This window comes from Synechocystis sp. IPPAS B-1465, assembly GCF_003015225.1.
Taxonomy (GTDB): Bacteria; Cyanobacteriota; Cyanobacteriia; order Cyanobacteriales; family Microcystaceae; genus Synechocystis.
In genome coordinates this window covers 3,487,422-3,501,569 of the sequence record NZ_CP028094.1, presented here as the reverse complement: position 1 = coordinate 3,501,569, position 14,148 = coordinate 3,487,422, and the positions used below count along the sequence as shown (strand labels likewise).

Sequence of the window (14,148 nt, the reverse complement as noted above, 5' to 3'; positions counted from 1 at the left end):
ACCAGGGTAGAACCCACAAGTTATTTTGGCGTTAACCCCAAGAAGGAGGCTGTTTCATCTCGATAGCCTACACCCCCCAGCCCCATTGCTCTCTAAGAAATCCCTAGGCGATGCCCTTAGTCCCTAGCCCATGGGGGAATTTTAGAACAAGTCTATATCAGTCACTGCACCAAGGCTGCTGGAGGAAACTAACTTGGCATACTTGGCTAAAATCCCCCGGGGATAGCGGGGCTGAGGAGGAGTCCATTGGGCCCGCCGTTGGGCCAATTCCTCTTCACTGATGTTGAGTTGCAGTAACCGCTTGCCAGCATCGATGGTGATTTGATCCCCCTCTTGCACCAAGGCGATCGCCCCTCCCACATAAGCTTCGGGGGCAACGTGACCCACCACTAAGCCATAGGTACCACCAGAAAAGCGGCCATCGGTGATTAGGCCAACGGAGTCTCCCAACCCTGCCCCAATGATGGCAGAAGTGGGGGCTAGCATTTCCCGCATACCGGGGCCACCTTTGGGCCCTTCATAGCGCACGACCACCACATCTCCTGCTTGAATTTTGCCGGCTAGAATCGCTTCTAGGCAATCTTCTTCAGATTCAAATACTTTGGCGGGACCAGTGATCACCGGCTTTTTAACACCGCTGATTTTAGCCACACTGCCTTCGGTGGCCAGGTTACCTTTGAGCACTGCCAGGTGACCTTCTTGATAAACAGGGTCATCCCAGGAATGGATTACGTCCTGGCCGGCAGGGGGTTGGTCAGGAATATCGGCTAAAACTTCAGCAATGGTCTGTCCTGTAATCGTTAAAGCGTCACCGTGGAGAATGCCATTGACCAGCAATATTTTCATCACCTGGGGAATGCCACCGGCGGCGTGGAGATTAGTGGTGACGTATTTGCCGGAAGGTTTGAGGTCGCACAGTACAGGTACTTTGTGGCGAATGGTTTCAAAATCGTCCAAGCTTAGGGGCACCCCAATGGTGTTGGCGATCGCCAGCAGATGGAGCACTGCATTAGTGGAGCCCCCCACGGCCATAATCACGGCAATGGCATTTTCAAAAGCTTTCCGGGTCAGAATTTGACTGGGCAAAATCTGTTTTTTGATGGCTTCCACCAAAACCTTGGCGGACTCCTCGGTGCTGTCGGCTTTTTCCCCATCCACTGCGGCCATGGTAGAAGAATAGGGCAAGCTCATCCCCATAGCTTCAAAGGCGGAGGACATGGTGTTGGCGGTGAACATCCCCCCACAGGAACCAGCCCCAGGACAGGCATTCCGTTCAATGCCGTAGAGGGTTTCCTCATCAATTTTGCCAGCGCTGTACTGGCCCACCGCTTCAAAGGCACTGACCACTGTTAAATCTTCCCCGGCATAATGTCCGGGTTTAATAGTGCCACCGTAAACAAAGATAGAGGGAATATTGAGGCGAGCCATGGCAATCATTGCCCCCGGCATATTCTTATCACAGCCCCCGATCGCCAAAACTCCGTCCATGCGTTGGCCATTGCATACTGTTTCGATGGAATCAGCAATCACTTCCCGGGAAACTAGGGAATATTTCATCCCTTCCGTACCCATGGAAATACCGTCACTGATGGTGATAGTGCCAAACAATTGGGGCATGGCCCCCGCTGTCCGTAAGCCGGCCTCGGCCCGTAGAGCCAGATCATTAATGCCCATGTTGCAGGGGGTAATGGTGCTGTACCCGTTGGCAATACCCACAATGGGTTTCGTAAAGTCATCATCGCCAAAACCAACGGCCCGGAGCATGGCCCGGTTGGGACTCCGTTGGGTGCCCTGGGTAATTACCTGGCTTCTGGGATTGTTGGACATTGTTCTCTCCTGTCTCGTAGCGAATCTATGCTTCTGTCCATTGTCGATGGTTTATTCCCCTTTGCTCAAGCCTGGCCACAAAAAGTCAACTTAGGGAGATAGAACCTAAGTTTTGTAAAGAATAATTGCATGTGCGCATAATTTTGGTTGTCGCACCCAGAGAATATGCGTATAATCTTCTTTATACTTCTACTTATGGTTTAACCATGCCTGCACTCAATGTTTATGTGACCGATGATTTAAAAAGTCGAATGGCAAAGGTAGACGCAAATTGGTCTGATATTTGCCGAAAAGCAATAGAGACAGAACTTTTACGTCGAGAAAATAAAGGATTAGGCTCCCTTGATATTGAAGATGTTAAGGAGTGGATAACAGAGGAACTAGATCCCTTAAGTGAGCATGGTAGTGTAGTTGTTAAGCCTTATTTACACACCAAAGGAAAAGCGGCAAATGAAGTTAAAATCTTGTCACAATTTTACGAAGAAATAATATCTGAAGTCAAAAAATATTACCTCAACTCAATTAAGGGTAATTTTAGTTTACTTTTGGAAGACAAATATCAAGTTGACTTGTTGTTTCCGGGTAGAGAATGGATTTCTGGGGCGCTGGGATTACAGTTGTCACTTTTGCTTAACACACCCAAAGAAGAAGAAATAAATGATGAAGTTATTGATGGAGAATTTTTAGAAACTAGCAACTTTATTCCTTTATTAGAATCTGGATTGACACAAGTAGAGATGAAGATGGGTCAAAACAACGAATCCAACGAAATCACTAAATATATTGATATTGATCCAGAAATCCAAAGCTATCAGCAAAAAGAATTTGAAATCCCAGAGTTACCTAGTGAAATATACTCAATATTTAGGAAAGCATGGAAAAATATTTACGACCGCGAATATTGCGATCCACCAAAACCACCGACGGCGAATAAACTAAAACAATTATGGCAAGAATGGTATTATCCAGAAGCTTGGAATGATGCACAAAATTGGCTAGATAAATGGCAGAACCGCTATAAATCTAAAAAATATGTTTATGAATGGGAAAACATAATCGCTTCTTTTATGTGTGTCCTCGATGGTCAGGAATTTGATCCTTTAGATTCAGAATTACCAGAAGAATTAAATTCCTGGAATAGCTCTGATTTTTTATTCCTTTCCTTTATTGAATATATTTCAAAATTCATTTACGATGGAATTTTTTTGGAAATAACTCAAATTAATCCCGCAAAATTGTCAGCAGTACCAATTGAAGAAAGGGACGAACTACCAGAACAGCCTGGAATTTATTTTGTCCTCAACAAAGATGATGCAATTCAATATATTGGAATGTCAGTCAACCTTCAAAAGCGTTGGTATTCTCATCACAGACAATCTGATTTTGACTTAATAGAAGATGGCAAAATTGCTTTCATAACTTCGCTACCTAAACATTATCTGCAGGAAATAGAATCAGTTTTAATCAAAAGCTTTGTCCCTAAACTAAATATCAAGCTAAAACCCAAAGTTTAATGCCCATTATCAATAAATCAATTACCACGACAATACCATGGCTCTAATAGCAAGACTGATCGGCATAGTTCTCATTGGCACCGGCATCTATTTTCTGGGTAACAACATCATTTTCACTACCAACGTTTATCCTTACTTTTGGCGGGGTATTGCCGCCGATGGCTCAATTTTGGCCCTCATTGCTGGGGTGATGATGTTAGTTTTTTTGCCCGCCAGGGAAAAATCCTGGGGCTGGATACCGATTATCATCGGCGTGGTGCTGGTGTTTTTTAGCAGTCGAGCGATCCTTAATCCCACTAGTCTGTGGGAATTTCTGCTTTCTTTTGTCTCCATGGCCGTTGGCTATAAATTGGCCAGCCAAGGTCGCCTGTAGAAATAGGTCTTGTTGGGGGTAGTAAAAGGCCATGGCCGCCTAGTGTTTAGTGGCCAAGTGATCGATATATTCCCAGCGTTTTCGAGGAAATCCTCCCGATCGCCAATTGGTTAGAGGGGAAAACGCTTCATTTGTTGCACCGCAATGCGAGCATTCCGTTTTAGTCGGGGGGAAAGGTGGGGCACCTGGGGAATTTGCCAAAGCAGATCCACCGTGCGCCGGAAAAGTCGGACTAAATCCCCCTCATCCAAACTGGTCTGGCGGCAGAGGTTTTCCCACTCCATGCCCAATGCCCACTGTTCCACCAAGCCCATAAAATCCACTTCCAACCAAAGGGGAATGGCGATCGCCCGTTGATTTTGAGCTTTGATCAATTTACGTCGTAGATCCCAGAGATTAAGCCGTTGCAAATGATCCGCCACCGTCATAGCCTGCCAGAGGGCAAGGGGAGGTTGAGGGTGTTTAAGGCAAAATAATAGGCCAAACAAATCATTACTGGGACGGAGAGCGGCCAACACTACAGGGGAAGGCTTGAAATCAGTCCAAGCATCGGAACGGGGAGTTTCCGTAATGAGGGCACTGGCGGCGGCGGCCAACTGTTCTGGTTCCAAATCGTTGAATTTGCCGGAAATCAGGGCCAAACCCAACCACAATTCATTTTCCCCCCTCAGGGTGGCGGCCACTTCCCCCAACAGTGTGGGGGTATATTCCTCCAGGGCTTCCATTTCCTGCAAAATGTCAATTAAGTCTAGGAACTCCTGCCAATAGTAGGATTGACGGGATTGTAGGCGATCATACTCCTGTTGTCGTTTGCTTAGGGTTTTACGTAGTTCTTGCCGTTGGTGGAACTGCTCCAAAAGTTTGCCGGGATGTTTTTGGCTAGCCAGGGGATGTACTGCCAACAGTTTTTCCACATGGTCTACCCTGGCCTGTTGTTCTACCAGTTCTGGGCTGGGTTCTAAGGGATAGGTTTGGGGGTCTAGGCCTGCGGCGATCGCCAATGTTTCCTCATCTCCCTTCACCGATTTACCGGGAGCCAAAAGTTCCGCTGGGGGCGGGGTTAAATGCTGCCATTGGGCTGGGGACAGATTACCAATGGGCACCGCATAAATATCCCCCACAGTGACATGATACCAACGGTTATCACTGCCCAGGCAGCACCATTGGGGCAAATTATGGGCGGGGGCCAGGGGGGCAACAATGACCGCTAAACGAGGTTGATGGATTTTGACGTGGCGACCTTTGAGATATAAAAGCTGACCCGGTGCCAGGGTTTTGAGTTGATCCTTTAACTGTTGCTTTCGTTCTTTTTCCGCCTGTTCTTCCAGAATTTTCAGCAACCTTTGTTCTTCCCGCAGTCGCCCCCGGAATTTTTCGTAACTGCGTAAATCCTTTTCCCCAATGCCTGCCAACTTAATATCCAATTGGGATAATTTTTTCACCGTTTCGGCGATCGCCACCTTAGTGGGTTCCAGGGCAAACTGGGCCAAGTATTCGGCAAAGCTCCGTTCCAGCAAACTTTTTACTTCTTCCAAATCATGTTTTTGCAACAGATTCAGCACCATGCCATAGGAAGGGGTAAACCAACTTTTTAACGGTTCCGCCTCCGCTAGAGCTAAGTAAGAGGCCTCATTGGCCCCTTCAAAGGGAGTTTGCACCGTAATTACATGGCCCTCCGTATCCATACCCCGCCGCCCAGCCCGCCCCGCAATTTGTAAAAATTCCGAAGGACTGAGCATGGCATGACCTTCATTGGTACGTTTGGATAGGGCAGAAATCACCGTGGTGCGAGCAGGCATATTAATCCCCGCCGAGAGGGTGGCTGTGGCAAATACCACTTTGATCAAGCCCTGCTCAAATAACTTTTCCACCAGGGTTTTCATATCTGGCAAAATGCCGGCGTGGTGCACCGCAATGCCCCGTAAAAGGGGTTCAATCTGCTCGAACCTAGTCATGGGAGAAGATTGGGCAATCCAACCCCAGAGTTTGAACATACCTTCTGGATCGATCGCCAACGCAGTCAAAAGTCTTTGGGCCGCTTCACTGTCCTGGGGATGATCCAAATAGGCAACGACCGCTTGGACTAAATCCGGCAAACCATTGGCCAAATCCCGTTCCAACTTCTGCCGCAGTAGGGGATTTTTGCCAAAGAAAAAATCCAGTAGTTGCAGTTGGATACTTTCCTGCTCCGCCGGTTCCACCAAAGATAAATCTTCCAGGGATTGGGCCGCCTGTTCACAGCCCCGCCGACTAAAAATTACATAGATTACCGGCAACAAATTCCGTTCCTGTAGCTGTTGCATCACCAACAGGGGATAGGGACAATCCTCCCGGCGCATGCGGCGATTTTTACCAGAACGGGTATTTTTATTCCCAGCCTTGGGCAATAGGCGAGTATTAACTCCCGTTTTTTTCTCATTCAACAGGGGAAATAAACCTTTGCGGGTGCTGTAGTGAAAGGTGAGGGGCACAGGACGGAAATCGGAATTGACCAGCACACAGGGGGGGGAATCATTACGTTGCTCTCCCTGGCGTAATACTTTCAGGGAAACCCCAGTGCGGACTTGATTAATCCATTCGGTCAACTGTTCCGGGTTGCCAATGGTGGCGGACAAACCCACCAGTTGAATGGTGCTGGGACAATAAATGATTGACTCTTCCCACACAGTGCCCCGACCCCGGTCGCTGATGTAATGGACTTCGTCAAACACCACTGTTTCCACGTCCTCCAAAGAAGTGCCTACTTCCCCAATGGGGGTTTCGTAGAGCATATTCCTAAAAATTTCCGTGGTCATTACCACCACCGGGGCATCGGCATTGATCACCGTATCACCGGTAATTAAGCCCACTAGTTGGGCCGCATTTTCTAGGCCTAACTTCTCTAATTTTTCCTGGAAATCCCGAATTTTTTGATTGGACAAGGCCTTCAAAGGCGTAGTATAAAAAACCCTTTTTCCCCTGGCAATGGCTCGATAGATGGCATATTCTCCGACTACCGTTTTACCGGAACCTGTGGGGGCACACACTACCACTGACTGGTCTTGGTCCAGGGCGGCGATCGCCTCTTGTTGGAAGTCATCCAAGGGAAAGGCGAATAGATCAGCAGGGTTAGCGTAGGCTAGGGTTTTCACAGATTTAGGCAAAAGGGTGATTAAGTTCCCATTTTATCTGGTTATCCTGGAGGCAATTCAAACCGGGTGCTTTCTGTCTGTGCTTAATTAGTTAGCAGGGCTATCAGCTTGGGGAGATTCTAAGCGTCCCCGGTCAGTAAAAATTTAATCTGTTAGTAACAATACAAAACAGTTTAAGTTGTTTGAACCTGTGTAATGGCAATGGATAAGGGATGGGGTCACTTTAATATTGGCGCCGTGACTATTAAAGCTTTAGGGAATAACTCAAGGAACTCTCGCTTAGAATCGAAATGACTTGGGCTCACCCGCAGGCGCTTGATTTTTTCAGAGCAGTGCATTAGGCTAATGGGCGAACTCCCGCTCTGATGAATCATTTCCATTATTGTCTTTCTGGGTTTTTGCGTGAAAAGCTGGATTTTGTTCTCTTTGTTGGCTCTAGTATTAGCCGGTTGTGGCCAGAGGGGAGGTTTACCCTGTGTGGAAACAGACCAAGGGATGGTAGAGCGCAGAGACGAACAATCTTCCCCTGGGCCTTTTGAAAACCTGGATGTAATGGTGGGGGTAGATGCCAGTGAGTCCATGGTGGGTTTTGTCAGTCAACCTGGTGGTCGCTATGGCCAGGCGATCGCCTCTTTGCACACCCTTTTGCAAAACAAAAATTTGCCCACTTCCTATTGGCGGGTGGGGAGCAATGAAAATATTAGTCAGGCCCAACCGATTTCTGCTAACCAATTTCTGGCCGCCAGTAAAGCGCCCTTTTATTGTCGTCGGGATCAGCCAATAGCGGATTATCCTTGTGTTTCCAGTACTTTGGGGCAACTTTATGAATTGGAAAGCCCGGCCGCCGGCACATCTAATAATCAAGGGGAAAGAAATGAAGGGAGTGAAGAGGATAGCAACACTTCCACCAATACCAGTGCTACCCGCAGTCTGAAAATTTTACTCACCGACCTAGAACCGGACGATGCCGCTGTGGGACAAATTTCTGGCCTGATCAGCAAAGAGTTAAACAATAATCCCAACTATAAAGCCGTGCTCTTGGGAGTTCGGAGTCAGTTCCGGGGCAATGTTTATTCTGCCAACGCTGGTTATCCCACTTTTGTTTACAACACCACTGGCCAGGACGTGGATCAAAAGGGCAGACCATTTTTTATCCTGATGACGGGGCCCCAGGAAACGGTGGATGAATTGGTAAGGGAATTCCGTCAGCTTCCCTTAGATGTCAATAAAGCCTTTCGGGCCTCCGCCTTTGAGCTTGGCCAAGCAGATACGGTGACTCTAGACAACAGTTCTTTAAAAGGCACTATTCAAGAATGCGTAATTGACATTGGTTCCATAGACCGTCAGAGGCCAAACCAAGACCAGGAAAAGGATTGGCTTATGGTCGAACAAACCAATTGTGGTGAAAATTCTGCTAGCCCTCTGCCACCGTTGGAGTTAAATATTCCTTCTAAAAGTACCGTTTCCCTCACTGGTGGAGAGCTAACCCCAGATCTTTTCAATGTGTCTGAACCCTTTTTGACGGTGAAAAAAGCAGAAATTGCTCAAAATCCCGGGGGAGAGAATGCCCGCCTTTTATTAACCGCTGTTTTTGATGGCAATCAGGTACCCCAGGGGCAAGGAAAATTAGTTTACGTCACCCTTGGCGATCGCCAATTGGATCAGGCAGTGTGGCGGGATTGGGATATGGACATTAGTAACCCGGACGGGGCCAGAACCCAAAATTTACTGCTTTTTGTATCGGGACTACGGGGGGCGGTGGCCAATAATCAAGATGCTGTTAAGTTTTGTCTCGGCTATAGCCACTATTAAATTGCTTAATCAAAATTTTTGCTAATCTTCACGTATTAGTTCGGCAGGATAGGGGTTATGAAAATTACGGAGATAGTGGCCCTGGTGGTTACAGTAGCGATCGCCACCATTGTCATTTTTGGGTTACAGCCATGGTTGCTAGGGGGAAGTGGACTGCCTTTGAGTTTATCCCGGGGTAACTTGGATAAATGGGCCGCAGAGATTTTATTCCCCACCCTTTACGTGGTTTATGTATTGGGAGCGCTGTTACTCCTATTCTGGATTGCTAAAGCCCTCAGCAGTGGCTTCACCAAGGCCCAGGACGTGCTCAGCACCGGCGGTCTTTGGTGGATTTTTGCCATTGTCCTCGGTGTAGTGACCATGTTGGCTCTAGTGGGTCTGAGTTTCCTTAACGGCTGGTTTGATGACAGCCGTAACCTAGAACCATTTTTCTGGCTACTGGGCTTCATCATTGTCGATGTCTTGTTAATTTTCTGGCTGCCCACGGCCCTAGCCACTCCCAAATCCATGCGCTACGTGCCACCGGGGTCAATGTTATTACGCAAAATTTATGGAGGTTAGAGGTTAAGCCATGCAAAAAATTTATGCCATCGGTGTGGGGGGCAGTGGAGCTAAATGCGTGGAAGCGGCCATTTTTCTCCATTCCCTGGGGCTGTACGGCGACAACTCCGAACTAAGAATTTTATTGGTCGATGCAGATACCTCTAACGGCAACTCTCAAAGAACTGGGGTCAACTTCCGTACCACCGACGATGCCCAAAAAGCTTTTGGCCAAGGGAAAAGCCCCTTAATGAGTGGACAATTTTTCCACTACGGCACCTGGAATCCCCTGGGGGACCAAGTTCATAACAACAACTTAGCAGGGGTTTTTAACAAACAAGCTTTGCGGGCCAGTGCTCCTCCCTTAGCAAAATTATTTGATGCCCTTTACAGTCCAGCGGAACAAACTGCCGATCTAGGAGTGGGGTTTCGGGGCCGGCCTCCCATCGGTTCAGCGGTGATGAGTCGTTTAGAACTGGATAGTCTCCAGCAAACCCAGGCTGGGGGATGGCAACAGCTATTTAATAATCTAACCACGGATTTAGGGGTAGGTCGGGGCAATGATGTGGTGGTGCATTTCTTTGGCAGTATCTTTGGGGGAACAGGAGCTTCCGGGGTTCCTACCCTGGCTAAACTAATTAGTAATCAGTTAAAACAGGACAATCTTCGAGTTCGTATTCACGCATCTTTGTTGTTACCGTACTTTGCCTTTGAACGTCCTGACGACGGCGATCAAACGGTGTTTGCCGAAACTCGCTTTTTTGCCCTCAATACCCAAGCGGCATTGCAATACTTAACGGAGCAGTCCCAAGGCTGTTTTGATAGTGTGTACTTGATTGGGGACAATGCCCAAACTAGGTATGATTCCCACACTGGGGGCAAAAATCAGGAAAATGGGGCCCATTTTGTCGAACTGTACGCCGCCCTGGCCGCTAACCATGGTTTCGATCAACCCATGGGGGAAACGGTGGCCCACTACATCAGTCGGGGGGATATCAATAGTCTGATTTGGACGGACTTGCCGGATGACGAAATCGCTAAATTAGCCCTCAGTAAGGGAGTGCGCTTTGCCTACGCTTGGTTCTATAACTTTTCCTTGGAGTTGGAAGCGGCCCGGAAGTTGGGAGGTAAAAAGTTTGCGAAGGGTGCTCCTTGGTTCCAACACTTTTTTGCTCTTAGGGCAGGGGAAGAGGATAAACCCCTGGTGGACAATGCCCAGGAAGTGGCCAAAAATGATCTACTCACAGCCTGGGCCAAGAAGTTTTTGCAATGGGCCCAACAGGTTTCCTCTGCCCATGTCAATGGCGAGCAACTTTTTCAGCTCAAACATTTGGACGATCTGAAACAAAACCCCGGTTATCGTGAACATCTCCACCAATTAATTATTGATAAGGAGAAAAGTCAAGCGGCGCAAAGTGGCGATCGCCTGGACACAATCAAGAACCGTTTAGCAGATGAGGGCAAAAGTTATGATAAAGGCGTTTTTGGCTTAGCCCATGCCCTGTTTGATTTACTTTAGTCCGCTTTACGTTCATTTAACTGTGAATCAGCTTTTTGACCTAGGCTAATTGCACCCTATTTTTCCCTTCCCCCAGCTTTATTTTTAATTGCCTGACTAACCATGACTAACCAACCCCTACTTCCCAAAACTAATCAAGATTTTGCTGGTGGCGCTGCTCCAGGGGAATGGATCGCCGAGGGAGTGGGATTGTTTAACCGCTTGGGTAATAGTTTGGAGTTTGAAGCAGGAGCCTACCGGGAAGTAAATTCTATCCCTAGTCCTTGGTCTCGGCCGTTGCAATTAATTTCGGCTTTTCGCAACCGACAATACCCCAGTCGGGATTGGTTAATTGAGCAATATCGAGGTTTATTAACGGCTTTAGCCCTGGCGGAAAATTTAAATCTTAAGATCACTGCCACCCAGGTGCGGCTCAAGGATTATCAAGATAAGGAATTTGCCCGCTGTCTTTGGAAATTGCGCCCCAACGATAAAGATAATGTGTTGGCCATGGTTCCCCCCGATGGTCCCTGGGCGGAGTTGTATTTGTTTGAACTGGACGGCGTGGCGATCGGTATGACTAGTCCGGCCACCATTGTTTGCCCCACGGGTTATTTTCCTGAGCATTTAAGTCGCCGTATTGCGTGGATAAAAAATGGCTTTTTCACTAATCCCATTGGCAATGGTTTGGCTCCCAATCAAAAGGAGGTGTTGTTGCCTTGGTTGGAAAATTTGAAGGGTAATTTGATGCGTAATCCCCAAAATGAGGATTTGGCGGGACGGGTTTCGGGGATGATTGACGACTATATCCAAGATTTGGGGGTCACCACCAGTAATGTCTTTCAACCTACTACAAAAAATTTACCGTTTGGTATTCCTTTAGCTCCACCTCCGTTGAATGCTTTATATCCAGCGGAGGCGGTACAAAATCCTTCCAATGTGAGGGTAATTGCTTCAGCCAGTCGCAATCCCAGTAAGCAACTTTATATTCTTGATCCAGTACAACTACCAGGACTGTTAGGTAAACAACCCCAGGAAATTAATGTTATTGACGCGTCCCCTCTGCTCAATTTTGATCCTAATCTTCACCGGCGTTCCGATGCCATTTTTGCTACCCCGGCGGATATTTTCCAAGATAATCTTTATTTCCACAAAACAAAGGGTTTGTTACCGGGCACTTGGTTAGACCAAAAGCTAAATCTGGATAATCTGACCATTCTGTTACCCTTTAAGCCCTTTCTGCGGGAATATTTCAGCAGTGAAGATTTGGAAAAACAGGTGGAGTTAGCCCCGGTTTCCACTCCTGAAGGCCCGGGGGTACGGATTTCGCTGACGGTGCAAATATCAGGATTTGAGCGGCCTGTGGCCTATACAATGTCCCAGGAATATCCCCTCAAGGCGGAAAATGAAATTAAGCAGGATTTTCCCACCTTGGCGCTTTGGCCCAATGTGCCTCCCAGTTTATGGAAAGAATATTTCTTGCTAGTGGAAACCACGGAAGAGTATGGTGAGTTAGCTTTTCGGGTGGATCAGCCCACTCCCAATGCCCAAGCGGAAAATCGACGATCGGGTCAGGAAAGTTATCAGTACTGGAAATGTGATGCCTACCCCGATGTCCTCCTGGCGATTGATAAAAATGCCCAGCCGCTTGGTCTTATTCCTCTGCGGATACCCAAAGCCCAGGGCGGAAATGCCACCACTTGGACGGTGGGATTAGATTTCGGCACGTCATTTACCAATGTTTACGTGCGGAAAGGCTCTAGCGGTACTCCAGAAAGGTTGCAACTCCAAACTAATTTGCTGAAAATCACCCACAGTTTGGAAGATATTCAAACAGTAATTTATCGAGAATTTTTCATTCCTGATCTGCTTTTACCGGAAGGTAATAATCCTCCCATGCTAGCAATGCTAACCACCAGGGGATGGCAAGAAATAGATGGAGATATTCCAGAGCTTGTGGTAGATGGTCGAATATATTTTCCTCGGCTCGATAAATATGAACTCAATAAAGAGTTTATTAAAACAAACATTAAATGGGAAAAAGTACAGCATCAGCGTCCATTTTTATCACAACTGGCACGCATGATTGCTGCCCAAGCGGCATGGCAAGAAGTTCGAGAAGTAAAATGGTCCATTTCTTATCCATCTGCTTTTTCCACGATGGATCTCAATCGTTACCAGATTACTTGGAAGCGTGTACTAGACCAGTTGAATTTAGTCAGTGGACAAAATCACATCGTAGATGACAGAGGACTAAGAACTGAAAGCGTTGCTTTTGCACAATTTTTTGCCGATATTCTCAAAAAGAATCTCATTAACACAACTTGTATTGATATTGGAGGCGGCACATCAGATATTTCAATTTGGCAAGATAACAATTTAATACATCAAGTTTCGGTGCCATTTGCTGGAAGAAATATCTTTCACCGCATTTTAGAAAGTAATCTTAATTTTACTGATGAAATTTTTGGTTTGCCGCCAGAAGCTGCTCGTAATGTTGCGAAAGTATTAAGTGGTAATAACTTTGATTCTGCCCTTGATACTTATATGAGAAGTAATGCAGAAAGAATTTTATCGGAAGGTTATGCTATCAACTGCGACAAGCGGAGAAATCGTGAATTCAGAACGCTAATTAGTTTTGCTGTCGGAGGTCTATTTCACTATGTTGGACTAATCCAAAGAATACTACACGTACAAAATAAGCATTTCACGGATGGAATAGCAACTACTTTTCTCTTTGGTGGCAATGGTTCTCGATTTCTACATTGGCTAACTCCAACAGGTGAATTTTCAGAATCATCGGAAGTAAATATTCTTTTTCAGGGACTTTTAACAAAAGCATCTGGGCTATCATACAATCCAGAGGTTTCTACGCTATCTGAATATCCCAAAGAAGAAGTGTGTGGAGGGTTAGTTGTTCCAGAAGATGGAGAAAAGCTTCAGGGCATTGCAACTAACCAGAAAACTTATCCTTTTCTAGGGGAGTCTTGCACAATCAATGGTAAGGATTATGGATCTGAAGATTTATTACAAACTGATGATGAGTGGGAAGAAATAAATCAGTTTGAAATTGCGTCTTTTTCCCAATTAGAAAATTATATTAAAAATTTTAATCAGACAGTCAAAGAATTAGGAATAAATGAAGTTGATATATTGAGAAATTTTGATGGATCTGGACTTTATCAGTTGAGCAATGACGATCAAGTAATTTTGAAATCTCGTATTAAGAAAGCTTGTCTTCGGAAACATGGCCCAGTATCTGAATTTGAAGCAGAGCCAACTTTTTTAATCGTACTTAAATGTTTTATTGATTTAATTGCAGATAAGTGGTCTAAATCTTAAATATAATTGATAGTCTCATAGAATTTAAATTAGGTAAAAAATCAAACTCATGGAATTTTTTAAACTTATATCAGAACAGTCGTGGATATCAATCTCCATTACCGCTTCAAT

8 protein-coding genes are annotated in these 14,148 nt (G+C 46.2%); 6 read left to right on the top strand and 2 right to left on the bottom strand.

Features of this window, described 5'->3' with window-relative positions; genetic code table 11:
• Window positions 1–141: 141 nt before the first annotated feature.
• Entirely contained in the window at window positions 142–1,827 is a 1,686-nt protein-coding gene (gene ilvD / locus C7I86_RS16305; RefSeq protein WP_010874288.1) for a dihydroxy-acid dehydratase, read from the bottom strand.
• 143 nt (window positions 1,828–1,970) lie between these two features.
• Between ilvD and C7I86_RS16300 the strand changes: the two genes are divergently transcribed.
• A complete protein-coding gene (locus C7I86_RS16300; protein WP_223211311.1) occupies window positions 1,971–3,341 on the top strand; it encodes a GIY-YIG nuclease family protein in 1,371 nt (456 codons plus the stop codon).
• 37 nt (window positions 3,342–3,378) lie between these two features.
• Complete coding sequence (locus C7I86_RS16295) at window positions 3,379–3,714, top strand: hypothetical protein (protein WP_010874286.1); 336 nt, start codon at window positions 3,379–3,381, stop codon at window positions 3,712–3,714.
• A gap of 110 nt (window positions 3,715–3,824) precedes the next feature.
• On the opposite strand, the gene C7I86_RS16290 is transcribed toward C7I86_RS16295, so the two are convergent.
• Complete coding sequence (locus tag C7I86_RS16290; protein WP_010874285.1) at window positions 3,825–6,845, bottom strand: RNA helicase; 3,021 nt, start codon at window positions 6,843–6,845, stop codon at window positions 3,825–3,827.
• Window positions 6,846–7,247: 402 nt separating this feature from the next.
• Between C7I86_RS16290 and C7I86_RS16285 the strand changes: the two genes are divergently transcribed.
• From C7I86_RS16285 to C7I86_RS16270, 4 genes are all read left to right on the top strand, one after another.
• Window positions 7,248–8,657 carry a lipoprotein gene (locus tag C7I86_RS16285; RefSeq protein WP_010874284.1) on the top strand — a complete coding sequence of 470 codons (1,410 nt, stop codon included), beginning with the start codon at window positions 7,248–7,250 and terminating at the stop codon, window positions 8,655–8,657.
• 57 nt (window positions 8,658–8,714) lie between these two features.
• A complete protein-coding gene (locus C7I86_RS16280; RefSeq protein ID WP_010874283.1) occupies window positions 8,715–9,218 on the top strand; it encodes a hypothetical protein in 504 nt (167 codons plus the stop codon).
• 10 nt (window positions 9,219–9,228) lie between these two features.
• Window positions 9,229–10,716 carry a hypothetical protein gene (locus C7I86_RS16275; RefSeq protein WP_010874282.1) on the top strand — a complete coding sequence of 496 codons (1,488 nt, stop codon included), beginning with the start codon at window positions 9,229–9,231 and terminating at the stop codon, window positions 10,714–10,716.
• A 102-nt stretch (window positions 10,717–10,818) separates the two neighbouring features.
• Window positions 10,819–14,037: a hypothetical protein gene (locus C7I86_RS16270; RefSeq protein ID WP_010874281.1), complete on the top strand. Its 3,219-nt coding sequence runs from the start codon at window positions 10,819–10,821 to the stop codon at window positions 14,035–14,037.
• Window positions 14,038–14,148: the final 111 nt, after the last annotated feature.